Below are 23,387 nucleotides of genomic sequence, written 5' to 3'. Positions count from 1 at the left end.
GAAATCACCGACGCCCGATCGGGGCCTGCCGACGTCGAGTCGGCAGGCCCCTTCGTGACGCGGCCTCCGCAAGCTTCGGCCGCTCCTCAGGGAGCAGTGGGAACCGCACCTCCGCAAGCTTCGGCCGCTCCTCAGGGAGCAGTGGGAACCGCACCTCCGCAAGCTACGGCCGCTCCTCAGGGAGCAGTGGGAACCGCACCTCCGCAAGCGACGGCCACTCCTCGGAGAGCGGTGGGAACCGCACCATCACTTGCTCGCTCCGCTGCGTCCGGCGAGGGCTCGCCACAGCATTCGACGGGTACCTCGCCACTCCATTCGACGGGTGGCTCGCCACTCCTTCGACGGGTGGCTCGCCACCCGGACCGCCCGCGCATGGCAACATATGGCCATCAGCCGAACAACGGAGGATTCTGTGAGCCCCAACGAGCACGGCCTGCCCGACGCGGGCCGGGACTCCGTCCCGTCGATCCCGCTCTCCGACGCGAACGCCGGCCACAACGGCGAGCCGACCATCGGAAGCCTGGTCAAGGACGCGACCACCAGTGTCTCCACCCTGTTCCGATCCGAGGTCGCGCTCGCCAAGGCCGAACTGGTCACCGAGGCGAAGAAGGCCGGCGCCGGCACGGGGCTGCTGATCGTCGCCGGCGTGATGGCGCTGTACTCCAGCTTCTTCTTCTTTTTCTTCCTCGCCGAGCTGCTCGACGAATGGGTCTGGCGCTGGCTGGCGTTCCTGATCGTCTTCCTCATCCTGGTGACGGTCACCCTGATCGCGGCCTTCGTCGGCTACCTCTTCTTCAAACGGGTACGCGGACCCGAGAAGACGATCGAATCGGTCAACGAGTTGCCGACCGTCCTGCCGCATCGGGGCGCGGCGCACGAGACCACCCACCCGAGAATTCCGCCCGCCCGCGAAGGATGACCCGTGAGCGAGGAGCCTGACCCCTCGAGCGTTCGTCTCCCGGGCGACTGGGAGCACTTCGACGTCCGCGCCAACGGAGTCCGGTTCCACGCCGTCCAACCCGCGGGCGTCCCTGCGGGCGACCGCCCGCTGGTGCTGCTGCTCCACGGCTTCGGCGAGTTCTGGTGGAGCTGGCGACATCAGCTCACCGCACTCACCGACGCCGGCTTCCGCGCCGTCGCCGTCGACCTCCGCGGTTACGGCGACACCGACAAACCCCCGCGCGGCTACGACGGCTGGACCCTGGCCGGCGACACCAACGGGCTGGTGCGCGCGCTCGGACACACCCGCGCCACCCTCATCGGGCATTCCGACGGCGGACTGGTCTGCTGGGCGACCGCCACTCTGCACCCGCGCGTCGTCGACCGGATCGTCGTCGTCGCGTCCCCCCACCCGCGCGCCCTGCGTCGACGGGTGCTGCGCGACAAGGCCCAGCGAGCGCAGTTCCTGCCGCTGTTCCTGCGCAACCAGATCCCGCGTCTCGGCGAACGTCAGGTCACGCGCGACGACGCCGCCTTCGTCTCCGACTACTTCGCGGAACGGTCGTCGGACCCCTGGCGGGCCGAACCCGACTACGCGCACACCGTCGAACTCAACCGGTCGGCGATGCTGATCCCCAACGTCGCGCACTGCAGCCTGGAGTACCGGCGCTGGGCGTTCCGTTCACAGTTCCGGCCCGACGGCGCCCGTTTCATGGAGCTCATGGATCAACGGCTGCACCTGCCGGTGCTCGCCCTCCGCGGCCGCGACGACCCGTACATCCTCGACGACGCGATGGCCGACAGCCACCGGTGGGCCGCGCACCAGCAGTATCGACAGGTCGAGGGCAGCGGCCACTTCGTCCATCAGGAACAACCGGCCGCGGTGACCGAGCACATCCTCGAGTTCCTGCGCCACGAGCCCGAACCGACCGCGGACGGCACGCGCCGATCGGCACGGAAAGTCAGGCGAGGACGCAGCGTTGCGTACTCACCCGCTCGCTTCGCCGCTCGGATTCGTCGAAGTCGGAGCGGACCTGACGGGCGGTGAGCACGAAACCGGTTTCGTCGGCGGCATTCTCGGCCGCCCCGAAGACCACGCCGAGCACCTCGCCGTCCGAGTTGAGCAGCGGGCCACCCGAATTGCCCTGACGGATCAGACCGCGAACGGCATAGACCTCACGGGTCACCTGCCCGGTGCGGTAGATGTCGTCGCCGGTGTGGGCGAACACCGCGCGAACCCGCAGCGGGCTCACGTAGAACGGTCCGGCCTCAGGGAAGCCGAGCGCGATCGCATCGTCCCCGGTCGACGCGGGGCGTGAGGCGAACCGCAGAGCCGGCGCACGCAGCCCCGGGACGTCGAGCACCGCGATGTCGTTCTCGCTGTCGAAGAGTACGACGCGAGCCGGCAGCTGCGCCCCGGTCGAGGTCTGCACCTCCAGCCGCTCGGTACCCGCGACCACGTGCGCGTTGGTCATGACCCGCTCGGGCGACACGACGAACCCGCTCCCCTCGAGCGCCTGCCGGCAGCTCGGCGCGACGCCCTCGATCTTCACGACACTGGGACGCGCCTGCGTCACCACCGGCAGTTCGGCCAGCGCCTGATCGGGCGGGTCGACGTTCGTCGACGGGGTGCTGACGAACGGGAGCTTCGGGAGCCCGGAACTGTCCAGGAGCGCCTTGAAATCATCGGGCAGGTCGTCGACCCACTGCGGGGACACCGCGTCGACGCCGGTCAGCACCTTGGAGTCGCGCACCGCCCCGGCGATCGCCGGGTCCGCCGACTCCCGCAGCGGGATGGCCAGCAGCCCGGCGGCCAGCAGCACCGCGACCACCTGTAGGAGCGAACCGACACCACTATCGACAGCACGCAGGCCGGGCGACCGGATACCACCGCGAGCCGCGCGTCCCAGAACCATGCCTGCGACCTCGCCGACGACGACGAGCACGACAAGCACCAGGATTCCGGCGAGCAGCCGTACCTGCAGGTCGTCGAACTGTTCGATCAGGCGCGGCGCGAGCAGCAGACCGGCCACGGCACCGAGCGCGACACCGATGAACGCCAGGGCCGAGGCGACCGCACCCGATCGGTAACCGCTCGCCGCGGCGAGCAGCGCGATGCCGATCACGATGACGTCGACCCAGGTCGAGCCGGTCACCGGGAACCCCCGGACTCGGCGTTGCGGGCATCGACGACGTCACGGTCGTCCGACCGCAGTTCCGCGAAACCGGACTCCTGACGGCTGCCGGCGAGTTCGATCATCTTCTCCAGCGAACGCACGTCGTTCTTGTCCCACGGGCGGTCCCAGCCGGACACCTCGCTGATGGCGGCGACGAGCCCACCGGTGAATCCCCACACGAGCAGTCGGTCGACGAAGAAGGCCGGGCCCTTGTAGACGATGCCCACCGCTTTGCGACGGACCTGGAATCGATTGGCCGGGTCGAGCAGCTCCCGCAGGTTGATGCGGTCCACTCGCGCGGTCTCGCCCTCGTCGACGACGCGCACCTCGCTCGGACGGTGCCAGTAGCCGATCACCGGGACGACGTCGAACCCCGAGACGCCGACCGGAAAGCTCGGCAGGGTCGCGAGGATGCTCACCCCGGACGCGTCGAGGCCGGTCTCCTCGGCGGCCTCGCGCAACGCGGTGCCGACCGGGAAGTCGTCGCCCGGATCGGCCGCACCGCCGGGGAACGCGACCTGACCGCTGTGCTGCCGCAGCGTCGGCGCACGCTCGGTCAGCAGGACCTCGGCGTCTGCGGGCACACCGCCGGGATGGTCGTCGGCCGACTCCCACGATCCGGAGAACAGGATCAGGACCGCCGCCGACCGCGACTTCGTCCGCAGCATCGATGCCCAGCGCGACCGGTCGCCGCCGCGGTTGTCGACACTCCTGGTGACCGCGGTGACGTCATCGGTGAGGGCTCGTAGCCAGGGCGGGATCTCCGTACGCGGGACCAGCGGACCCGCGTCGCCGGGCGATCGCCCGCTCATACCCGCACGCCCAGGTGCTCGGCCACCGAGTCGGCGATCTCCTCCGGGCTGTCGAAGACGCCGGGATAGACCTTGGCCACCGTGCCGTCGGGTCTCAGGAAGACGGTCGACGGGAACACCCGGGGCGCGCCGACGGCCGCGGCGACCTTTCCGTCGAGGTCGAGCACGGACGGCACACGGACTCCGATCTCGGTGAGCAGCGTCAGCGGGAAGAACGGATTGCTGCCGCCCTCCTTGGCGTGCAGGGCCAGCACGGTGACCCGGTCCCCGGCGCGCGCGGCGAACTCCTCGAAGTAGGGCAACTCGGTCTTGCACGGCGCGCACCACTGGGCCCACACGTTGATCACCAGCGGCCGGCCCGCCGTCGCCGCACCGAGGTCATACGGCGCGCCGGTACCCAGACACGGCTCGACGACGCCCGCGAGGACGGAATCGGGGGACTCCGGCAGACCCGTGACCGGGCAATCCGGTAGGGCTGCGGCTTGACGCGCCTCCGCCACACGCGCCTCGTCGACCGGGGCGTCGATCGGTCGGGGTCCGCTCGCCGACGACGGCGCGGCGGTCATCGGCGACGGATCGTCCCCGCGTGGCCAGATCGCCACGATCAGCGCGATCATCACGATCACGAAGACGACGGTCCAGCGCGCGGCGGGCGGGAAACGGGAATCCCGCGTCGACCGGCGCGCTTCGCTCTCGGTGTCGGTGCCGCTGACCGTGGCACTGCTGCCCGTGCTGCCGCTGTCGGTGGTGCCGCTGTCTCTGGTGTCGTTCACGGGGCGGCGATCCCGGCCAGCGCGAGGAGATGCTCGGTCTCCGGCCCCTTCACGAGGGCTGCGGCTTCGGCCTTGTCCATCGGACCGGTCCCCACCGATGGGCAGTCCTTCGCGAGGATGCACACGCCGCAGGCCGGCTTCCGCGCATGGCAGACACGACGGCCGTGGAAGATGACCCGGTGCGACAGGTCGGTCCACTCGCGCCGCTCGATCAGCTCACCGATGGCGTGCTCGACCTTCACCGGATCGGTCTCCTCGGTCCACTGCCAGCGTCGGACCAGGCGGCCGAAGTGGGTGTCAACGGTGATCCCCGGAACGCCGAAGGCATTGCCCAGCACCACGTTCGCGGTCTTCCTCCCGAATCCGGGCAACGACACCAGGTCCTTCAGGTTGTTCGGCACCTCACCGTCGAACCGCTCGACGAGGGCCTGGCCGAGTCCCATGATCGAGTTCGCCTTGTTCCGGTAGAACCCGGTCGGGCGGATCATCTCCTCGAGTTCGGTGCGGTCGGCGCCGGCGTAGTCCGCGGCCGTCCGGTACTTCGCGAACAGCGCCGGGGTGGTCTGGTTGACCCGGACATCGGTGCACTGCGCCGACAGGATCGTCGCCACCGAGAGTTCCAGCGGATCGGTGAAGTCGAGCTCGCAGTACACGTGCGGGAAGGCGACCTTCAGGGTGCGGTTCATCCGTCGCGCGCGCCGGACCAATCCGAGATGGGTCTCCTGCTTGCGTGCCGGGGCCGGGCCCGCGGCCGCAGTCTTGCGTGCGCTCACCTGATTCAGATTAGCGATGTACTGCGGCAATCCCGATTTCACCGGCGCCCGGTGCACCCCGGACTGTCGGCACAGCACCGACAGGCTCGGCGTTTCCGCAGGTCACGGCGAACTCTCCGCCCGAGGCCACGCCCCTGTGCCGGTCGCATCGATCGGCTCACACACAACCTACGGTCAGGTAACAAGTCAGTGACGGCGGCCCTCCGGATGGGGATTCCGGCGAGTCCATTGTGTTTACTGGTCCCCATGCACGGTCTCGCGGCGCTGCTGTTCCCGGCTGTACTCATGCTCTTCGCCATGGGGATGGACAAGGTCCAGTCCCGGATCGACCGCTCGGCGGTCTCCCGCGACGAGGTCGAGGACTTCCTCGACGCGGCCGACGCCCAGAACGTCCAGACCCTCGCCCGCGAGGGGATGCCCGCCGCTCTCGACGAACTCCGCGACCGCCGGGTCACCCGCCACGAATCTGCCGTCGCCGGTCACGCCGAGTCACCGCAACGGGCCAGCTGACCGGTCACCCCGCGACCGCCACCACCTCGCCCCGAACACCACGTCGGCACCTCGACGACCGGACACACGCGCAATGAGCTTCCAGTGACCCATCCAACACATATGCTTGTGCGCGGGGTAGCGTATCCAAGGGCGCGATCTGACGCGTGGCTGTAGCAAAGATTCGAGAAAGGTTCCCTAGGTGGAAGAAGTACTGGCGCGGGCGGGCATATTCCAAGGCGTCGAGCCCTCCGCCGTCGCGGCGCTGACCAAGCAGCTTCAGCCCGTCGACTTCCCTCGCGGACATGTGATCTTCCACGAAGGCGAGCCCGGGGATCGGCTCTACATCATCATGTCCGGCAAGGTGAAGGTCGGCCGTCGCTCCCCTGACGGACGCGAGAACCTGCTGACGATCATGGGACCGTCGGACATGTTCGGTGAACTCTCCATCTTCGACCCCGGCCCGCGTACGTCATCCGCGACGACCGTCACCGAGGTCCGCGCGGTGTCGATGGACCGCGACGCACTCAAGGCGTGGATCAAGGACCGTCCGGAGATCGCCGAGCAGTTGCTGCGCGTGTTGGCACGTCGCCTGCGCCGCACCAACAACAACCTCGCCGACCTCATCTTCACCGACGTCCCCGGTCGCGTCGCCAAGCAGCTCCTGCAGCTCGCCCAGCGCTTCGGGACCCAGGAGGGCGGCGCCCTGCGCGTCACGCACGACCTGACCCAGGAAGAGATCGCCCAGCTCGTCGGGGCGTCGCGCGAGACCGTCAACAAGGCCCTGGCCGACTTCGCCCAGCGCGGATGGCTGCGCCTCGAGGGCAAGAGCGTCCTCATCGCCGACTCCGAGCGTCTCGCGCGCCGCGCGCGCTGACCCTTCGAGACGCTCGCTGCGCTCGCTCCTCAGGGAACGGGAAGCGAGCCATAGCGCTCGCTCCCCAAGCGAGCAGGCACTGACACGAACTGAAGGCCGCCGGCTCCCCCGAGCCGGCGGCCTTCGTCGTGGTCAGGCCTCGCGCAGGTACTCCAGTTGTGCCTTCACCGACATCCGCGCGGCGGGCCACAGCTTCTTGTCGACGTCGGAGTACACCTTGCGCACCACCTTCATCGGCTTCGCGTCCCGAGCCGACACCCCCATCGTGTCGAGGGCCGCGACGATCTGGTCGATCCGCTCCTCGCGATGGGCTTTGTAGTACCGCGCCACCGGGCCCAGGTCGGGATGGTCGGGACCGTGCGCCGGGAGCAACGCCGCTCCTTCACCCTCGACGATGAGCCGGTTCAGCGAGTTCAGGTAGTCGCGCAAACCGCCGTCGGCGGGATCGAGCACGGTCGTCCCACTCCCGAGGATCGTGTCACCCGTCAGGACTGCCCGCTGACCGTCGTGTTCGACGAGAAAGCTGACGGAGTCCCCCGTGTGTCCGGGCGTGAACAGCACCGTGATTCGCAGGCCCGCGGCCTCGATCACCTCGCGGTCCCGGAGCGGCGCCCCTCTGCGGCAGTGCTTCTCGAGACGAGCGCGCACCGGAGCGCCGGTGCGCTTGTGCAGACGCGAAACCCCGCCGGTGTGGTCGAAATGCCGGTGGGTCACCAGCACCAGCGAGACCCCGGGCAGTTCGGCGAGACGCCGGGCATGGTGCTTGTACTTCGGCGGCCCGGGGTCGACGACGACGCAGTCGTCACTACCGGGCGCACGCAACACATAGGTGTTCGTACCGTCGAGTTCCATCATCCCGGAGTTGTCGCACAACAGGACCGACGCGAACGGGGTCACTTGCCGCAGCACCCCGTAGGCCGGGTGCTGCGGTGCGGCGTCATTCGGTGAGCTCATGGTCTCCGAGCCTATCGACTCGGCCGGGCCGGCCGGGCGAAGCCCGACGATCCGACCACGCCGGGCCGAACGGCCGGATCAGTTCTCGCGCACCGGGGTGCCGTTCACGTACTGCTCGTCGGCCGATCCGTCGACCGTCGCCGGCGCCACCTGATCCTGCAGACTCCGCAGCAGCGCGGCACCCTGGGTGATCACGCCGGTCATGATCTCGTTGACCCCCTCGGCGCCGTTGTACACGGTGAGGTTCGCGGTGCTGAGTCCCTTGGCGACCTCGCCGACGAGCGTGGGCAGGGCTTCGATGAGCTGCTGGTCGAGGGCGATCCGGTTGTGCTGCGCGGCTGCCGCCGATTGGATCTCGACGGCCTTGGCCTCTGCCTCGGCGATGATCTGACGGCGCAACGCCTCGGCCTCGGCCGGCTTCACGACCTCCGAGATCAGTTCCTGCTCACGGAGTTCGGCCTGCGCCTGCGCGAGCACGGACTGTTCGCGGATGACTTCCTGGTTGACGCGGGCCTGCGCGAGCGGACCGGCTTGGGCGGCTTCGGCATTGGCCTTGTCGGTCTCGGCCTTGATCGCAGCCCGCTTGATGGCCGTCTCGCGTTCGTAGTCGGCCTGGTTGCGCAGCGACTCCTGCTGCGCCTTGGCCGACTCCTGATCTGCGCGAGCCCGTTCGACGGCGGCCTCGCGCTGCACCTTGGCGATGTTGGGAGCGGCCAGCGCATTGATGTAACCGGAGTCCATGTCGTCGATCGACTGGATCTGGAACGAGTCGACGACGAGGCCGATCGATCCCATCTCACGCTTGGAGGCATCGAGCACCTGACGGGCCAGGGTGTCGCGTTCGCGGATGATCTGCTCGACGGTCATCGAGCCCACGATGGAGCGCAGGTGGCCCGAGAAGATCTGTCCGGTCAGCTGGTTCATCTCGTTCTCCTGCTCGGAGATGAACCGTTGGCCGGCATTCACGATCGACGCCACGTCGTTGCCGACCTTGTGGGCGATGACCGCCCGCACGTTGAGCTGGATGCCCTGAGTCGTCACACAGACCTCGCGGATCGTCGCCTCGTGCAACGCCATCGACAGGAACCGAACCTTCCGGAAGAAGGGCATGACCCACTTCCCGTGCCCCACGACCACGACGAACGGCGCGTTGTCGGCCTCTGACTTGGCGCCGGAGATCAACATCGCCTCGTCGGGTTCGGGAACGTAGTAGCCGAGCATGGTCTCTCCTCGTGTCGTCGGCGGAACGAGCGCGCCGTGTCTCACCGGTGTCGGACGCGTTGTGGGCGGGATGCCGTCGTCTGTCGTACGACAGGCCCACGGGGCGTCCGGGTCGGATTCAGATCCTGCCGCATCGGCGGGCTCATGACGATCTGTTGTTCACATGGCGTGGCGCGACTCACCGGGGCTCGTGTCCGGGGACCGGCGCCCATGGTTCGACATCGACGACACGGCCGGGCCACTCCGCGATCACCAGCACCGCCTCGTCGATTCCGATCGGCCCCATGGCGCGCGCGAGGAACCGCTCGGTCCCGCCGGCGAACGGCAGCTCGATCTCACCGAGCGCCTCGCCTCCGGGAATGGACATCGTCACGGTCCCGGTGCGTCCGACGAGTTGCGCCGCTGACATCCGACGCCTCCTCGACTCGCCCGCCAGTGACTCGAACCCTAGTGGTACGTCGCGCAAGCCCGCGACCGGTCTCCCGTTTCCCGAGACGCTCTGCTAGGCCATCGCGCTCCGGCGCCGGTCGCGGACACCGTCGAGCACGACGTAGGCCGCGGTCACCACCGCGACCACCGCGGCACCGAGGACCAGCGCCGGGTAACCGAAGGTCCCGACGATGATCCCGGCGAGCGCCCCCGCGGCCGCCCCGGCGAGGCTCATCGAGGTATCCGAAACGCCTTGCGCCGGTGCACGCCGTGCGGTGTCCACGCTGTCGGTGAGCAACGCCGACGCTGCGACCGTCGAGGCCGACCATCCGACGCCGAGCAGGACCAGGGCCACGACGAGGCCGGTCTGCGACTCCGCGAAGACGAAACCGATGACGCAGCTGACGACGAGTACCGCCTGGCCGCCGAGGATGACCGGAATCCGGCCGGCCCGATCGGAGAGCAGGCCCATCACCGGTGCGAGCGCATACATCCCGGCGATGTGCGCGCTGATCGACAGACCGACCAGGGTCACCGAGGCACCGCCATGATGCATGTGGACCGGCGTCAGTGCCATGACCCCGACCATGACCGCGTGCGCCGACACCACGGCGGCCATCGCCGCCCGTGCCGGCGGTGTGTGCACGATCGCCGAGAGGCCGTCGGCCAATGACACCGTGGTGCGCGATCCGTCGGTCTCGCCGAGCGCCATGACGAGCGGATCGGGACGCAACCCGGCGAAGAGCACGGCCGCCGCGCCGAAACACCCCGCGGCGCCGACGAGGAACGGTCCCGACAGATCGGTCATCGCGAACCACCCGGCGACGGTCGCACCGAACGGGACCACTGCGGGGCCGATCACCGCGCCGACCATCGTCGTCCACACCACGAGCGAGAGATCACGCCCACGTGTGCCTGCCGACGACAGGTCGGTCGCGGCGAACCGCGCCTGCAGACTCACCGCGCTGCCCGACCCCAATCCGGCCATGCCGATGAGCATCACCACGAACCAACCGTGGTCGACCGCCACGGCCACGGTCAGGGTCCCGAAGCCGGCGATCAGCAGGCCGGTGGTCAGCGCGGGACGACGCCCGCGCCCGGCCGCAAGGGAAGCGAGTGGGAGCCCTGCGGCGGCCGCACCGAGAGTGACCACGGTGGTCGGCAGTCCGGCCATCGAGTCCGTCCCCGACAGTTCCTCACCGAGGATCGCGCCGAGCGCGAGGGCGCCACCCATCGACAATCCGCCCAGGACCTGGGCCGTACAGAGCAGGACGACGGTTCGCCGCTGCAGGGCGAGAGGCGAACTCATGATCGCCGCCGGCCCGACCCGCTTCTCATCCGCAGCGCGTTGACCGTGCCGAGCACGCCCGCGGCCAACGGGATCACCAGTGCCACCTGTAGCGCCACCGGCCGCACCTCGGTGTTGATGCGGATGATCTCCTCGCGAACGTCCGCGGGCTGACCGGCCAGCAACTCGGTCAGCTGCGTGTTGCTCATCACCTGCGCATCGTCGTCGAGCACTTGCGCCACCCGTTGCTGTTCCGCGGGCGCCAGGACCGCACTGGACTCCGCCTCGCGGACGAATCCGAAGGCAAGCGACGCCAGCAGGACCGCGCCGGCGCTGGCCAGTCCGAAGGACAACCCGAACGACCCGGCCGCAGAGTTCGTCCCGGCGGCCTCGCTCACGCGTTCGTCACTGATCGGCCCCAGCGTGTAGTCGTTCAGCTGCGAGACGAGCAGCCCCAGACCGGCACCCGCCACGATGAGCGGCACGATCAGACCCCAACCGAAGTCCGCCCGCGGCACGATCGGGAGGAGGACGGCGACACCGAGCGTCAGCAATGCGAAACCGACGAGCACGATCGTCGACGGGGGGCGGGTGTGCGTCCGCCGGCCGGCGACCAGCGCGACCGCGAACATGCTGAGCGACAACGGCGCCAGTGACAGCCCGGCTTCCATGGCGTCGTATTCGAGGACCATCTGGAGATAGATCGGCAGCGAGATCATGATGCCGCCGAGCGCGATCTGCTGGAGCAGCTGCTGACTGACACCCAGGCGGAACGGCCTGGACCGGAACAGATCCGGGTCCAGGAGCGTGGGCCGGCCGGCGCGGCGCCGGCGCATCAACCACCAGGTGAGGCCGACCAGACCCGCGGCTCCCGCGACCAGCAGGATGCCGACGGCCTCACCGCCTTCCTGCCAGACGAGGATCCCCAGGACGATCCCGCCCATCCCCAGCACGGAGAGCAGCGCACCGATCGGGTCCACGCCGCGCGGTCCGGTGTACGCGACATCGCGGACCAAACCGATTCCGCACAACACGATCGCGATGATGACGACCTCACCGACGAAGGCCAGCCGCCACGAGAAGTACGTCGTGATGAATCCGCCCAGGAGCGGGCCGACCGCAGCCGCGATCGCCGCCGCGGCGCCCACGAGGGCGTACACCCGCTTCTGGTCGTCGCCATGGAAGTTGCCGTGTACCAGCGACTGCATCGCGGGCAGGAGGAGGGACGCCCCTATCCCGCCGATGATCGCCCAGAAGACGATGATCGTCGTGAGTCCCTGCGCGAGTGCCATGGCGGAGGCGCCGACGGCGTAGGCGAGCAGTCCGATGACGTACGCCCGCCGCCGGCCGATCAGATCGCCGACCTTGCCCCCGATCAGGATGAACGCCGCGGACACCAATGCCTCGAGGGCGATCGCCGACTGCACCCCACTCACGGTCGTGTCTAGATCGCGAACCACCGCCGAGATCGAAACGTTCATGAACGAGGTGTCCACGACCAGAACGAACATCGCCATCGCGAGCAGCAGCGCGAGGACCCGCTGCTTGCCCGACAGCGGAGCCGCGGTTTCCGAAGTCGTCGAATCGCCCACTGTGAACCGCCTCCACGACAATCGGTCGCGGCCCGTCCGCCGCGGGCTCGACGAGGAGAGCATAGATCGGGCGGAGCCGTCCTACCGGGCTGTTGCGCCGAGCCCGGCCGCCGTCACCCCGCGATGAGGTCGTACCCGAGTTTCCCCACCATCACGACGACGACGGCCAGCAGGACCCACCGCACGAACGAACTCCCCCGTCCGATCGCCATGTGGGATCCGACCTGAGCGCCGATGACGTTGGCGACGGCGAGCCCCAACCCCAAGAGCCACAGGACATTTCCCTGCAGACCGAACACCGCGAGCGCGCCGAGATTCGTGCCGGTGTTGATGACCTTGGCCATCGCCGAACTCTCCAGGAAGCTCGTCCCGACCAGCGCGGTCAGACTGATGATCAGGAACGTCCCGGTCCCCGGGCCCATCACCCCGTCGTAGAAGGCCACGACGACACCGGCCACCACGAGCCCCGCAATCGTCGACACACGCGAGCGCGGTCCCGTGGACGCGTCACCCCCGAAGCCGGGATTGAGCGCGACGAACAGTCCGACGCACACCAGCATCACCAGCACGATCGGCGTGAAGATCTCGGTGGGCAGGGCCACCGCCACCGTCGCACCGAGCGCCGAGAAGACGAGCGCAGCAACGAACACCGGGATCAGCCGACGTAGATCGATCCGGACGTGCCGCGTGTAGCGCCACGCCGCCGACGCCGTGCCGAACACCGCGGCGAGTTTGTTGGTCCCCAGGGCCGTCGCGGTGGGCAGTCCCGGTTGGACGATCAGCATCGCCGGGATCAGGACGAGGCCACCGCCACCGACCACGGCATCGACCCATCCGGCCGCGGCGGCAGCGGCGATCAGCAGCGCGACGTCCAACGGAGACGTCAGGCCACTTCGACGATCAGTTCCACCTCGACCGGCGCACCCAGCGGGAGTTCGGCGACGCCGACTGCCGACCGGGCGTGCACGCCCGCGTCGCCGAAGATCTCACCGAGGACGTCCGACGCCCCGTTGATCACCGCAGGCTGACCGGTGAACCCCGGTGCGGACGCGACGAAACCGACGACCTTGACCACGCGCACGATCGCATCGATCCCGACCAGCGCGTCGATCGCGGCGAGCGCATTGAGTGCACAGACCCGGGCCGCCGCGGTCGCCTCATCCGGACGAACGACGCCTTCGGCACCCTCGTGCACCTTGCCGCGCGCTGACAGTTCGCCGTCGACCACGGGCAACTGGCCCGAGGTGTAGACGAGGTTGCCGGTGCGCACGGCCGGGGTGTAGCTCGCCACCGGCGGCACCACGGACGGGAGCTCGATGCCCAGCTCGGCGAGACGATCGGTCCACGTGGTCGCCATGGTCAGCCCTTCGGACGCTTCAGGTATGCGACGTGCTGCTCGCCCGTCGGACCGGGCAGAACCGAAACCAGCTCCCAGCCATCGGCACCCCACTGATCGAGGATCTGCTTCGTGGCGTGCGTCAGCAGCGGCACCGTCACGTATTCCCACGCGGTCACTTCACTCATGGACTCACCCTATCTGGCGACGGTCAATGGATAAGGTGTTGCCGTGGCCAACGAACAGGGCTCGCGTTCCGGGTCGGGTGAGTCGCTCGATTCCGGCGTGACAGACGACGCTTCCGGCAGCGGCGCGACAGACGCTTCGTCCGTCGCGGGTGGGAACGAGTGGCCTGCGGCCGCCGCCCGCGCCCGCCTGCACTTCGTGTCCGGCAAGGGCGGCACCGGGAAGACCACGGTGGCCGCGGCGCTGGCGCTGGCGCTCGCCGCCGACGGCAAGAAGGTCCTCCTCGTCGAGACCGAGGGCCGGCAGGGCATCGCGCAGGTCTTCGACATCCCGCCGCTGCCCCCGACCGACACCCGCATCGCGACCGCCGAGGGCGGCGGCGAGGTGTCCGCGCTGGCAATCGACATCGAGCATGCGCTGCTCGAGTACCTCGACATGTTCTACAACCTCGGCTTCGCCGGTCGCGCGATGAAGCGGATCGGCGCCATCGACTTCGTCACGACCGTCGCACCCGGCCTCCGCGACGTGCTGCTCACCGGCAAGATCAAAGAGCGGATCATCCACACCGACAAGCAGGGGAACCGCGTGTACGACGCGGTGGTCGTGGACGCTCCGCCGACCGGACGCATCGGGAACTTCCTCGACGTCACGCAGGCGATGGCCGATCTCGCCAAGACCGGTCCGATCCGCAACCAGAGCGAAGGCGTCGTGCGGCTCCTGCACTCGGAGGAGACGATCATCCACCTCGTGACCCTCCTCGAGGCGATGCCGATCCAGGAGACCATCGAGGCCATCGACGAGCTCCGGGGCAAGAACCTCAACCTGGGCAGCCTCGTCATCAACCGCGTGAGCGCACCCCATCTACCCGCCGAGGTGATCGACGAGATCGCCGAGGGACGGGTCGATGCCGGGCGGGTGGAGGACGCCCTGACCGCGGCCGGGCTCAAGCTCACCGACGGGGATCTGGCCGGGCTGCTCACCGAGACCATCGAGCACGCGACCCGGCTGCAGGCGCAGCAGATCGCCAAGGCCCAGCTCGACGAGGTGGAGTTGCCGACGCTCGAACTGCCGTCCCTCGGCGACGGCGTCGACCTGGGGTCCATCTACGAGCTGGCCAACCTCCTCCAGAAAGCGGGTGCGTGATGCCACTCGATCTCAAGATGGGCTCGGTGCTCACCGATCCGTCGACGCGCGTCGTGATCTGTTGCGGCGCGGGTGGAGTCGGGAAGACGACCACCGCGGCCGCGATGGCCATGTACGCCGCCGAGCAGGGCCGGACCGTGGCCGTGCTGACGATCGACCCGGCCAAGCGTCTGGCCCAGTCCCTGGGGATGTCCGAACTCACCAACGATCCGCAACCGGTCGCGATCGACGGCAAGGGCACGCTCGACGCGATGATGCTCGACATGCGACGCACCTTCGACGAGATGGTGCTCGAGTACTCCTCGCCGGAGCGAGCCGAGGCGATCATGGAGAACGCCTTCTATCAGACCGTGGCCTCGTCGTTCTCCGGCACGCAGGAGTACATGGCGATGGAGAAGCTCGGCAAGCTGCTCGAGCAGGACCACTGGGATCTGATCGTCGTCGACACCCCGCCGTCGCGGAACGCTCTCGACTTCCTCGACGCCCCGCAGCGGCTGGGTTCGTTTCTCTCCGGTCGCCTCATGAAGGTGCTGGTCGGCGGTGGCCGCGGGGTCGGCCGCATGGTGACCGGTGCGATGAGCCTGGCCATGCGCGGTGTCGCGACGATCATCGGCGGCGACATGCTCCGCGACGTCGCGATGTTCGTGCAATCGCTGGATTCGATGTTCGGCGGGTTCCAGGACCGTGCCGCGAAGACCTACGCCCTGCTCAAGCAGCCGGGTACCCAGTTCGCCGTCGTGGCCGCGGCGGAGGCCGACGCCCTGCGGGAGGCCGCGTTCTTCGTCGACCGCCTGTCGGAGGAATCGATGCCGCTGGCCGGGTTGATCCTCAACCGGACACACCCGAACCTGACGTCGATCCACGAGGAGGCCGCGCTGGTCGCCCTGGAGTCGGTCACCGACGACCTCGCCCGGGGCGTCCTGCGGATCCACGCGGACCGGGCGGCCACCGGCAAGCGCGAACTCCATCTGCTGCAACGATTCACGGCGTCGCATCCGCGGGTGCCGATCGTCGGGGTGCCGGCATTGCCGTTCGAGGTGGCGGACGTGACGGCGCTGCGCGCGGTGGCCGAGCAGATCACCGGCCGGGGCTGAGGCCTGCGCTCACCTGCCGGTTGAGCATGCGACGAGCCGGTCCCTGCTGATTGAGCAGGCGAGGAGCATGCGACGAGCCGTGTCGAAATCCACTCGACACGGCTCGCGAAGGGACAGGGTTCAGACTGCGTCGCGGTGACGCCGACGCTGTGCGGCGAAGAACGCCGACCAGGACGTGACCTCGGGATGCTGGCGGAGGAGGGCGCGACGCTGACGTTCGGTCAATCCGCCCCACACCCCGAACTCGACACGGTTGTCGAGCGCATCGGCGCCGCATTCGAGCTGCACCGGGCAGTGGCGGCAGATCGTGGCGGCTTTGCGCTGGGCTGCGCCCCGCACGAACAGATCGTCGGGGTCTCCCCCTCTACATCGCGCCTGAGCGACCCACGCCAGGCGATCCTCTTCGTTGGAAACTGCCGCTGTCGCCATCCGCCACCCCTACCTGTCGTATCTGCGTAGCTGCGAGAACGTCTCAACCTCGCTGCTCAAGCCACATTTGCAGCGAACTGTTAAGTGAGTCACATTCTGCACTCAATCTAGGGATCTGTGCTGGGGGGCGCAACCCCTGGAAGCAACAAAGTGGGACAACCGTGCAAACTCATCCGTTCGGACGGTCCGCAATCGCCCATATCGCGCGGGCGCACCCGGCGACCCCGCGAAGCGCGGTCGACCCGGTCACCGCCGTCTCCGCGGGCGAGTGCAGGGCGATGTTCGAGACGAACGCACGTATCCTGTCGGGGTGATGTCGAAGAAACTGTGGTCGCTGGCGTGGGCGAGCCTGCTGGCCGGAGTTCTCGTCGCCGGCCTGCTCTACCCCGTGGCCAGCGGAATCGGCGTCGTCTCCAACCGAGCGGCGGCCGCAGTCGAGAACGTGTCCTCTGAACTCCTCAACGGCACGTTGCCAGAGGTCACCACGATGACCGATGTCGACGGGAAGCCGATCGCGGTGCTGTTCGACCAGTACCGCTACCAGGTGGGCTACAACGACATCTCCCCCGACATGATCCGCGCGATCATCTCGGTGGAGGACCGACGGTTCCTCGAACACGACGGCGTCGACTGGAAGGGCACCATCCGTGCCGCCCTGAAGAACTCGTCGTCGGGTGAGGTCCAGCAGGGCGCGTCGACGCTCGATCAGCAGTACATCAAGAACTACCAGCTCCTCGTGCTCGCCCGGACCGAGGCCGACCGGCAGGCCGCGGTGGAGACCACGCCCGCGCGCAAGCTCCGCGAGGTGCGCATGGCGCTCACCCTCGAGCAGACCCTCATCGATCAGGCCAAGCGCGACAAGGGACTCGACGACGCCGCCGCCAAGCAGGAGGCGAAGAAGCAGATCGTCACCCGGTACCTGAACGTGGTGCCGTTCGGCAACAACGCCTACGGCATCGAGGCCGCTGCGCAGACCTACTTCGGCATCCCGGCCAAGGACCTGCGGGTCGAGCAGGCCGCCCTGCTCGCCGGCATGGTGCAGTCCAGCTCCGCACTGAACCCCTACTCCAACCCCGAGGCCTCCCTCGCCCGCCGGAACGTCGTGCTGGACACGATGATCGAGAACTTCCCGGAACGGCGTGACGAGCTGGTCGCGGCCAAGCAGAAGCCGCTCGGCGTGCTGCCGCGTCCCCAGACCCCGACGCAGGGATGTATCGCGGCGGACAACAACGGCTTCTTCTGCGACTACGCCCTGCAGTTCCTGGCCGAGAACGGCATGTCCCGCAACTCGGTCCTGCGCGGCGGCTACATCATCCAGACGACGCTCGACCCCGAGGTCCAGCGCTCCACCGTGCGGGCGGTGAAGGCGCAGGCCAGCCCGACCGCCGACGGTGTCGCCGACGTGATGAGCACGCTGCGCCCCGGGAAGAAGTCGCACGACGTGCTGTCGATGGCGTCGAGCCGCGACTACGGCCTCGACCTCGGCGCCGGTGAGACGATGCAACCGCAGCCGTTCTCGATGGTCGGCGACGGCGCCGGCTCGGTGTTCAAGATCTTCACCGTCGCCGCCGCGATGGAGAAGGGTCTCGGCGCGGGGTCCAACATCCCCGTTCCCGGCTCCATCGCCGTGGAGGGCATGGGCAACAGCGGAGGGGCCAACGGCTGTCCCGCCAACGCCTATTGCGTCAAGAACGACGGCCGGTACCCGGCCTCGTTGTCGGTGACCAACGCTCTCGCGCAGTCGCCGAACACCGCGTTCGTGAAGCTGCTCCAGCAGGTCGGCGTCAAGCCTGCGGTCGACATGGCCGTCCGCCTGGGCCTGCGCTCGTACACCATCCCCGGATCGTCGGGTTACGGCGAGAAGAGCATGGCCCAGTACGTCAAGGACGGGAACTTCGGTTCCTTCACCCTCGGCCCCCTGCCGCTCAACGGTCTCGAGCTCGCCAACGTCGCCGCCACCATCGCGTCGGGCGGCACATGGTGTCCGCCCAATCCGATCAAGGCCATCAGCCGGATCAAGCGGGACCAGTACGGCAACCCGGTGATGGGACCGGACGGCCGGCGCGCCCTGACGGCAGTCCCGTTCACGCCCCCGCCCTGTGAGCAGGTCGTGGACGAGGGACTCGCGCACACCCTCGCCAACGCGATGAGCAAGGACGACGTGGGCGGCGGCACCGCGGCCGGTGCGGCCGGCTCGGCGGGTTGGACCCTCCCGATGTCGGGCAAGACCGGTACCACCGAGGCGCACCGCTCCTCGGCGTTCATCGGCTTCACCAACCAGATCGCCGGCGCCGCATACGTCTACAGCGACGGCCCGAACCCGCAGGGCGTGTGCAGCAGCCCGCTGCGTTCCTGCTACGACGGTGACCTGTACGGCGGCATGGAACCGGCCCGGACATGGTTCCAGGCAGTCCGACCGGTGGCGACGAAGTTCGGCCCGGTCACCCTGCCCCCGATCGACCGTGAGTACTGGAACGGGAGCGACCGCGGTCGCATCCCGCAGGTCAGCGGCCTCCCCGCGAGCGAGGCCACGTCCCGGCTGCAGGGCGCCGGATTCAAGGTGAGCGAGCTCGACGTCGACAGCGGCCGTCCGCAGGGCACCGTGGTCTTCACCGCTCCGTCCGACTCGGCCATGCCCGGCAGCACTGTGACCATCTACGTCAGCAACGGCCGCCGCGCCGGTGGCGACGACGGCGGCCCCACCGAGACCACGGTCGTCGTGCCCGGCGTCGGACCGGTGGTGATCCAGCTACCGGGCTGACCGCGAACGGTTGCTCGACGACGCGCCCGCGCCGCTGGAGAAACCGGGGCGGAACCGTCGTACGGGATGCGTATTCTGGGGTGATGCAGCACTCCGAACTCGACATCGCACGCCTCGGCATCCCCCGCCTCGGTCCGTCCGGTTCCGGGGTACCCGTCCGCGCTCTGGCCGGCGCCGCGGGACTCGCCGCGGCCGGGCTGTTCTACTCGACGGTGATCGAGCGCAACGCATTCGCGCTGCGACACACGACGCTGTCGGTGCTCGAACCCGGCGCCTCGCCGCTGCGCGTCCTGCACATCAGCGATCTGCACATGATGCCCGGCCAGCGTCTCAAGCAGGCATGGATCGCCGAGCTCGAGGCGCTCGAACCGGACCTCGTCGTCAACACCGGGGACAACCTCGCGCACCCACAGGCGGTTCCGTCGGTGATCCAGGCGCTCGGCGGGTTGCTGTCGCGGCCCGGCTTGTTCGTGTTCGGGTCCAACGACTACTTCGGTCCCAAGCCCAAGAATCCGCTCAAGTATTTCAAGAAGGACCATCAGCGCACGCAGGGCGAGCCCCTCCCGTGGCAGGATCTGCGTGCCGCGTTCACCGAGCGCGGCTGGCTCGACGCGACGCACACGGTCCGGGAGCTGGAGGTCAGCGGCGTGCGGGTCGTCGCGGCCGGCGTCGACGATCCACACATCGAGCGGGACCGCTACGAGACGGTCGCCGGCCGCCCGAACCCGCTGGCCCACCTGCGGCTCGGTCTGACCCACTCACCCGAGCCGCGGGTCCTCGATCGGTTCGCCGCCGACGGTTATGACCTCGTCATGGCCGGTCACACGCACGGCGGGCAGCTCTGTCTGCCGTTCTTCGGGGCGCTGGTGACCAACTGCCAGCTCGATCGGTCCCGGGTGAAGGGTCCGTCGAGCTGGGGATCGTCGATGAAGCTGCACGTGAGCGCGGGACTGGGCACCTCTCCGTATGCCCCGGCGCGCTTCTGCTGCCGCCCGGAGGCCAGCCTGCTCACCCTCACGCCTGTATCGCACGGCGACGCCGACTACGACGCCGACCAGTCGCTGCCTCAGCTGGCCCGGGAGAGCATGTGAGCGCTGACCTTCATCCCCGTGTGAAGGTCCTCGCTTTCGACACCTTCGGGACGGTCACCGACTGGTTCACCGGCATCTCCGGCGCCGTTCAGGCGACGGTCCCGGGAATCGACGCGGCGGCGTTCGCCAAGGAATGGCGACGCCGCTACTCGCCGATCCTGGCGCGCGTCGAATCCGGCGAACTGCCGTGGCGGCGCCTCGACGATCTGCAGACCGAGACGCTGCACGATGTCGCCACGCTGTACGACGTCTCGCTCGACGACGCGCAGGCACGCTCTCTCGTCCGCGCCTGGCGGACGATCCCGGGCTGGCCGGACGCCGCCGACGGCCTCCGGCGCCTCAAACGCGACCACATCATCTGTGCGCTGAGCAACGGCACCGTCGCGTTGCTGACCGACATGGCCCGGCACAACGGATTCCCGTGGGACGTGATCGGCGGTTCCGACCTCTGGCGGCACTACAAACCGGCACGCGAGACCTATTGCGGGCTGGCCGATCTCCTCGAGGTCGAACCCGCCGAGGTGATGATGGTGGCGACCCACCAGAGCGATCTCGACGCCGCGCGATCGTTCGGACTCCGGACGGCGTTCATCGAGCGGCCGGACGAGTGGGGCGGGGACGAGAAGGACGACTCCGGTTCGCCGGACAACGACGTCCACGCCACGGATCTGCTCGACCTCGCGCGGCAGCTGAGCCGCTCGGAGAGCGCACCGCTCGGATGACACTCGACGACCTGCTGCGCTGGGAGGACTCCGGGGCGTCGTGGCGGGTGGTCCACCACGGACCGGACGGGGTCACGCTGGGTCTGCTGCGCTGCGACGGCGGCGAAGAGGTCGACCGCGTCCTCACCGACGATCCGATCATCCTGGCCCACATCGGCGGTCGGATGTGCTCCGACGACGATCCGGAGTGACCCGGCGACCTCCGGAAACGAGGAGACCCCGACCGGATTTCTCCAGGTCAGGGTCTCTTCTGCAATCTCAACCTTGCGTCGGGGTGGCGGGATTCGAACCCACGACCTCTTCGTCCCGAACGAAGCGCGCTACCAAGCTGCGCCACACCCCGTGTGTAGCCTGCGATAGCTTATACCCCACTCTCGTCGAGTACTAAATCGCCTGGTCAAAGATGTGTCCGGTGTGGCTGAAACTCGTGCGAAAGTGTGCCGCGCACCTCATTCTTGATGTGGTCCATCCGTACCAGTGCCGCCGCGCCGTCGGTCGGGGCCAGGGAGTCGGCGTACAACCACTGAAAGGACACGCCAACCATGAGCGCTTCCCCGGATCAGCAGGCCAACTCGTCTGCCAAGCAGGGTTTCGCATTCGGGATCGCGATCGTGGCCGCCGCGCTGCTCTTCGTAGCCGGTCTGGTCTCGATCTTCCAGGGCATCTCCGCGATCGCGAACGACGACCTGTTCGTCGCGAGCCCGAACTACATCTTCGAGTTCGACCTCACCACCTGGGGCTGGATCCACCTGATCCTGGGCATCGTCGGAGTCCTCGTCGCCGGCGGTCTCGCCGTGGGCGCGGACTGGGCGCGCATCTCCGCGATCATCATCGCCTCGCTGTCGATCATCGCGCAGTTCCTGTGGCTGCCCTACTACCCCGCGTGGGCCATCCTGATCATCGTCCTGGACCTGATCGTGATCTGGGCCGTCTCCACCTGGAACCCCAACAACGAATACAACCTGTGACCGACCGGCTCTGACGCAGTGCGAAGAGTTCGCTGAGACGGGGGCTGCGGGGGACGACCAATCCACGACGCGCATCCGGTCCGAATCGTCTGGTGACGCTGCTCCACCTCGGGAGCGGCGCGACGACGTATCGCCCGAAAGGAACACCATGCGCATCACCCGGTCCCTTGCAGCCCTTGTCGCCGGCGTATTCCTCAGCGTCGGCTTCGCTGCCGGAGCAGGGCCGGCGCACGCCGCGCCGCTGGCCCCGGTGGCGAAGGTCGAGGTGGACCGCTACCTCGGTAAGTGGTGGCAGCTGGCAACCGTGCCGTCCTTCTTCGGGGTCACGTGCGCCCGGGACACCAGCGCGACCTACACCTACGTCGACGCCAAGACCATCGGCGTCGACAACCAGTGCACCGGCCCCACCGGCATGCGCGGAGGTGTCGTCGGGCGCGCGACCGTCGTCGACCCCCAGACCAATGCGCAACTGAGCGTTCGCTTCCCGCAGACCCCGGGGAGCATCAATCCCGGCAGCGCGCCCAACTACATCGTCGCCTATCTCGAGGACGGCCCGAACCCCACGGGCCCCTACCAGTACGCGATCGTCGGTGATCCGACCCGCGGATCGGGATTCCTGCTCTCCCGCGACAAAGTGGTCCCCAACTCGGAATTGCGTCGCCTGACCAAGGAGATCGAGAAGGTCGGGTACAACCCGTGCACCTTCCTCGTCTCCCCGACGACCGGCGGGCGCAGCGACTACTCGCCTCTGTGCACGGTGTGACGGCCACCGTCAGACGATGACCAGAAACTCCGGCGCAGGCACGAAAGTGCTTGCGCCGGAGTGTTTCAGCTCGCTTCGGCGGCCGAGCCGGACACCGGGGCGGTGCGGCGGAACTCGTCGGGGGTGCACCCGAACTTCGACCGGAACCGGTTGCGCATCGTCGCCGTCGAGGCGAAGCCCGACGCGTGCGCGATGGCTTCGAGTTTGAGGTTGCCCGGACCCATGAGCAACCCCTGGGCCCATTCCAGGCGGCGGTCGGCGATCATCTCCGCGAGCGACGTGGTGCCACCGGCGAGAACCCGGTAGAGGTGTCGGCGACTCACGTGCAGGTGCCGGGCGACGATCTCGACACTGAAGTCGGGATCACGGAAGTTGCGCTCGATGAGGTCGGTGACCGCGGCGCGCAAGTACCGCTCACTCGTCCGCATATCCGACCGTAGAGCACCCGAATTCGATTCCGGCACTACACGTATCGACTGCACGTCCCGACCATTGAGGATTGCGGTCACCAGGGTTCCTTCCACGCGAGAGAATGCTCCCACCCGAACATGAGTCTATCGACGCGCCCCT

Annotated in this window: 26 protein-coding genes and 1 tRNA gene; 12 read left to right on the top strand and 15 right to left on the bottom strand. The window is 68.6% G+C overall.

Going from position 1 to position 23,387, the window contains the following annotated elements:
• Nucleotides 1-412 precede the first annotated feature (412 nt).
• Nucleotides 413-919 carry a phage holin family protein gene (locus CA982_RS01585; protein WP_086533564.1) on the top strand — a complete coding sequence of 169 codons (507 nt, stop codon included), beginning with the start codon at nucleotides 413-415 and terminating at the stop codon, nucleotides 917-919.
• 3 nt (nucleotides 920-922) lie between these two features.
• Nucleotides 923-1,987 carry an alpha/beta fold hydrolase gene (locus CA982_RS01580; RefSeq protein ID WP_086533563.1) on the top strand — a complete coding sequence of 355 codons (1,065 nt, stop codon included), beginning with the start codon at nucleotides 923-925 and terminating at the stop codon, nucleotides 1,985-1,987.
• On the opposite strand, the gene CA982_RS01575 is transcribed toward CA982_RS01580, so the two are convergent.
• The 4 genes from CA982_RS01575 to nth form a co-directional block, all read right to left on the bottom strand.
• The gene (locus CA982_RS01575; RefSeq protein ID WP_086533562.1) at nucleotides 1,902-3,095 is read right to left on the bottom strand and encodes a MarP family serine protease; all 1,194 of its coding nucleotides are present in this window, start codon (nucleotides 3,093-3,095) and stop codon (nucleotides 1,902-1,904) included. The genes CA982_RS01580 and CA982_RS01575 overlap by 86 nt on opposite strands.
• Entirely contained in the window at nucleotides 3,092-3,928 is an 837-nt protein-coding gene (locus CA982_RS01570) for an NUDIX hydrolase (protein WP_086533561.1), read from the bottom strand. The genes CA982_RS01575 and CA982_RS01570 overlap by 4 nt, the downstream gene beginning before the upstream one ends.
• Nucleotides 3,925-4,545 (bottom strand): TlpA family protein disulfide reductase, encoded by a 621-nt coding sequence (locus CA982_RS01565; protein WP_208617857.1) that lies wholly within the window; start codon nucleotides 4,543-4,545, stop codon nucleotides 3,925-3,927. Before CA982_RS01565 ends, CA982_RS01570 begins: the two co-directional genes overlap by 4 nt.
• 152 nt (nucleotides 4,546-4,697) lie before the next feature.
• The gene (gene nth / locus CA982_RS01560) at nucleotides 4,698-5,474 is read right to left on the bottom strand and encodes an endonuclease III (protein ID WP_208617850.1); all 777 of its coding nucleotides are present in this window, start codon (nucleotides 5,472-5,474) and stop codon (nucleotides 4,698-4,700) included.
• 246 nt (nucleotides 5,475-5,720) lie between these two features.
• On the opposite strand from nth, the gene CA982_RS01555 reads away from it, so the two are divergent.
• On the top strand, nucleotides 5,721-5,984 hold the full coding sequence (locus CA982_RS01555; RefSeq protein WP_086533559.1) for a hypothetical protein: 264 nt from the start codon (nucleotides 5,721-5,723) through the stop codon (nucleotides 5,982-5,984).
• A gap of 181 nt (nucleotides 5,985-6,165) precedes the next feature.
• Nucleotides 6,166-6,840: a Crp/Fnr family transcriptional regulator gene (locus CA982_RS01550; RefSeq protein ID WP_004022089.1), complete on the top strand. Its 675-nt coding sequence runs from the start codon at nucleotides 6,166-6,168 to the stop codon at nucleotides 6,838-6,840.
• 132 nt (nucleotides 6,841-6,972) lie between these two features.
• On the opposite strand, the gene CA982_RS01545 is transcribed toward CA982_RS01550, so the two are convergent.
• The 8 genes from CA982_RS01545 to sp36 form a co-directional block, all read right to left on the bottom strand.
• On the bottom strand, nucleotides 6,973-7,794 hold the full coding sequence (locus CA982_RS01545) for an MBL fold metallo-hydrolase (protein WP_086533558.1): 822 nt from the start codon (nucleotides 7,792-7,794) through the stop codon (nucleotides 6,973-6,975).
• A 78-nt stretch (nucleotides 7,795-7,872) separates the two neighbouring features.
• On the bottom strand, nucleotides 7,873-9,015 hold the full coding sequence (locus tag CA982_RS01540) for a flotillin family protein (protein ID WP_086533557.1): 1,143 nt from the start codon (nucleotides 9,013-9,015) through the stop codon (nucleotides 7,873-7,875).
• Between the two features lie 178 nt (nucleotides 9,016-9,193).
• Nucleotides 9,194-9,424 (bottom strand): hypothetical protein, encoded by a 231-nt coding sequence (locus CA982_RS01535; RefSeq protein ID WP_086533556.1) that lies wholly within the window; start codon nucleotides 9,422-9,424, stop codon nucleotides 9,194-9,196.
• A gap of 93 nt (nucleotides 9,425-9,517) precedes the next feature.
• Complete coding sequence (locus CA982_RS01530; RefSeq protein ID WP_086533555.1) at nucleotides 9,518-10,753, bottom strand: MFS transporter; 1,236 nt, start codon at nucleotides 10,751-10,753, stop codon at nucleotides 9,518-9,520.
• The gene (locus tag CA982_RS01525) at nucleotides 10,750-12,324 is read right to left on the bottom strand and encodes an MFS transporter (RefSeq protein ID WP_086533554.1); all 1,575 of its coding nucleotides are present in this window, start codon (nucleotides 12,322-12,324) and stop codon (nucleotides 10,750-10,752) included. Before CA982_RS01525 ends, CA982_RS01530 begins: the two co-directional genes overlap by 4 nt.
• Nucleotides 12,325-12,437: 113 nt before the next feature.
• Complete coding sequence (locus CA982_RS01520) at nucleotides 12,438-13,199, bottom strand: TSUP family transporter (RefSeq protein ID WP_086533553.1); 762 nt, start codon at nucleotides 13,197-13,199, stop codon at nucleotides 12,438-12,440.
• Nucleotides 13,200-13,207: 8 nt separating this feature from the next.
• A complete protein-coding gene (locus CA982_RS01515; RefSeq protein WP_086533552.1) occupies nucleotides 13,208-13,681 on the bottom strand; it encodes a RidA family protein in 474 nt (157 codons plus the stop codon).
• Nucleotides 13,682-13,683: 2 nt separating this feature from the next.
• Complete coding sequence (gene sp36 / locus CA982_RS01510; RefSeq protein ID WP_004022081.1) at nucleotides 13,684-13,848, bottom strand: Sp36 family protein; 165 nt, start codon at nucleotides 13,846-13,848, stop codon at nucleotides 13,684-13,686.
• A gap of 43 nt (nucleotides 13,849-13,891) precedes the next feature.
• Here sp36 and bagA point away from each other — a divergent pair, with 43 nt between their 5' ends.
• Nucleotides 13,892-14,989 (top strand): ATPase BagA, encoded by a 1,098-nt coding sequence (gene bagA / locus CA982_RS01505; RefSeq protein WP_086533551.1) that lies wholly within the window; start codon nucleotides 13,892-13,894, stop codon nucleotides 14,987-14,989.
• Entirely contained in the window at nucleotides 14,989-16,083 is a 1,095-nt protein-coding gene (gene bagB / locus CA982_RS01500) for an ArsA family ATPase (protein ID WP_086533550.1), read from the top strand. The genes bagA and bagB overlap by 1 nt, the downstream gene beginning before the upstream one ends.
• A gap of 120 nt (nucleotides 16,084-16,203) precedes the next feature.
• Here the strand turns inward: bagB and CA982_RS01495 are convergent, their stop codons facing one another.
• Nucleotides 16,204-16,512, bottom strand: a complete 309-nt coding sequence (locus tag CA982_RS01495; protein ID WP_004022078.1) for a WhiB family transcriptional regulator — start codon at nucleotides 16,510-16,512, stop codon at nucleotides 16,204-16,206.
• A 313-nt stretch (nucleotides 16,513-16,825) separates the two neighbouring features.
• Here CA982_RS01495 and CA982_RS01485 point away from each other — a divergent pair, with 313 nt between their 5' ends.
• The 4 genes from CA982_RS01485 (at nucleotide 16,826) to CA982_RS01470 (ending at nucleotide 21,277) form a co-directional block, all read left to right on the top strand.
• On the top strand, nucleotides 16,826-19,273 hold the full coding sequence (locus CA982_RS01485) for a penicillin-binding protein (RefSeq protein WP_086533549.1): 2,448 nt from the start codon (nucleotides 16,826-16,828) through the stop codon (nucleotides 19,271-19,273).
• 83 nt (nucleotides 19,274-19,356) lie between these two features.
• Complete coding sequence (locus CA982_RS01480; protein ID WP_086533548.1) at nucleotides 19,357-20,364, top strand: metallophosphoesterase; 1,008 nt, start codon at nucleotides 19,357-19,359, stop codon at nucleotides 20,362-20,364.
• On the top strand, nucleotides 20,361-21,086 hold the full coding sequence (locus CA982_RS01475; RefSeq protein ID WP_244176085.1) for a haloacid dehalogenase type II: 726 nt from the start codon (nucleotides 20,361-20,363) through the stop codon (nucleotides 21,084-21,086). The genes CA982_RS01480 and CA982_RS01475 overlap by 4 nt, the downstream gene beginning before the upstream one ends.
• A complete protein-coding gene (locus tag CA982_RS01470) occupies nucleotides 21,083-21,277 on the top strand; it encodes a hypothetical protein (RefSeq protein ID WP_086533546.1) in 195 nt (64 codons plus the stop codon). Before CA982_RS01475 ends, CA982_RS01470 begins: the two co-directional genes overlap by 4 nt.
• 78 nt (nucleotides 21,278-21,355) lie before the next feature.
• On the opposite strand, the gene CA982_RS01465 is transcribed toward CA982_RS01470, so the two are convergent.
• Nucleotides 21,356-21,429 (bottom strand) — tRNA-Pro (locus CA982_RS01465).
• A 199-nt stretch (nucleotides 21,430-21,628) separates the two neighbouring features.
• Here CA982_RS01465 and CA982_RS01460 point away from each other — a divergent pair.
• Entirely contained in the window at nucleotides 21,629-22,054 is a 426-nt protein-coding gene (locus tag CA982_RS01460; protein WP_086533545.1) for a DUF7144 family membrane protein, read from the top strand.
• Between the two features lie 148 nt (nucleotides 22,055-22,202).
• Nucleotides 22,203-22,817, top strand: coding sequence for a lipocalin family protein (locus tag CA982_RS01455; RefSeq protein ID WP_086533544.1), 615 nt, complete (start codon nucleotides 22,203-22,205; stop codon nucleotides 22,815-22,817).
• Nucleotides 22,818-22,882: 65 nt separating this feature from the next.
• Here the strand turns inward: CA982_RS01455 and CA982_RS01450 are convergent, their stop codons facing one another.
• Nucleotides 22,883-23,326, bottom strand: a complete 444-nt coding sequence (locus CA982_RS01450; protein WP_086533635.1) for a helix-turn-helix transcriptional regulator — start codon at nucleotides 23,324-23,326, stop codon at nucleotides 22,883-22,885.
• Nucleotides 23,327-23,387: the final 61 nt, after the last annotated feature.

It is taken from the genome of Gordonia lacunae (assembly GCF_002149015.1).
Classification (GTDB): Bacteria; Actinomycetota; Actinomycetes; order Mycobacteriales; family Mycobacteriaceae; genus Gordonia; species Gordonia lacunae.
The sequence above is the reverse complement of the archived record's forward strand: the minus strand, read 5'-3'. Positions and strand labels throughout refer to the sequence as shown.

Coding starts and splice junctions, on each gene's coding strand:
- CA982_RS01570 (WP_086533561.1), bottom strand. CDS start 3,928: ATGAGCGGGCGATCGCCCGGCGACGCGGGTCCGCTGGTCCCGCGTACG.
- CA982_RS01565 (WP_208617857.1), bottom strand. CDS start 4,545: ATGATCGCGCTGATCGTGGCGATCTGGCCACGCGGGGACGATCCGTCG.
- CA982_RS01555 (WP_086533559.1), top strand. CDS start 5,721: ATGCACGGTCTCGCGGCGCTGCTGTTCCCGGCTGTACTCATGCTCTTC.
- CA982_RS01545 (WP_086533558.1), bottom strand. CDS start 7,794: ATGAGCTCACCGAATGACGCCGCACCGCAGCACCCGGCCTACGGGGTG.
- CA982_RS01540 (WP_086533557.1), bottom strand. CDS start 9,015: ATGCTCGGCTACTACGTTCCCGAACCCGACGAGGCGATGTTGATCTCC.
- CA982_RS01535 (WP_086533556.1), bottom strand. CDS start 9,424: ATGTCAGCGGCGCAACTCGTCGGACGCACCGGGACCGTGACGATGTCC.
- CA982_RS01530 (WP_086533555.1), bottom strand. CDS start 10,753: ATGAGTTCGCCTCTCGCCCTGCAGCGGCGAACCGTCGTCCTGCTCTGT.
- CA982_RS01515 (WP_086533552.1), bottom strand. CDS start 13,681: ATGGCGACCACGTGGACCGATCGTCTCGCCGAGCTGGGCATCGAGCTC.
- sp36 (WP_004022081.1), bottom strand. CDS start 13,848: ATGAGTGAAGTGACCGCGTGGGAATACGTGACGGTGCCGCTGCTGACG.
- bagB (WP_086533550.1), top strand. CDS start 14,989: ATGCCACTCGATCTCAAGATGGGCTCGGTGCTCACCGATCCGTCGACG.
- CA982_RS01495 (WP_004022078.1), bottom strand. CDS start 16,512: ATGGCGACAGCGGCAGTTTCCAACGAAGAGGATCGCCTGGCGTGGGTC.
- CA982_RS01485 (WP_086533549.1), top strand. CDS start 16,826: ATGTCGAAGAAACTGTGGTCGCTGGCGTGGGCGAGCCTGCTGGCCGGA.
- CA982_RS01480 (WP_086533548.1), top strand. CDS start 19,357: ATGCAGCACTCCGAACTCGACATCGCACGCCTCGGCATCCCCCGCCTC.
- CA982_RS01470 (WP_086533546.1), top strand. CDS start 21,083: ATGACACTCGACGACCTGCTGCGCTGGGAGGACTCCGGGGCGTCGTGG.
- CA982_RS01460 (WP_086533545.1), top strand. CDS start 21,629: ATGAGCGCTTCCCCGGATCAGCAGGCCAACTCGTCTGCCAAGCAGGGT.
- CA982_RS01455 (WP_086533544.1), top strand. CDS start 22,203: ATGCGCATCACCCGGTCCCTTGCAGCCCTTGTCGCCGGCGTATTCCTC.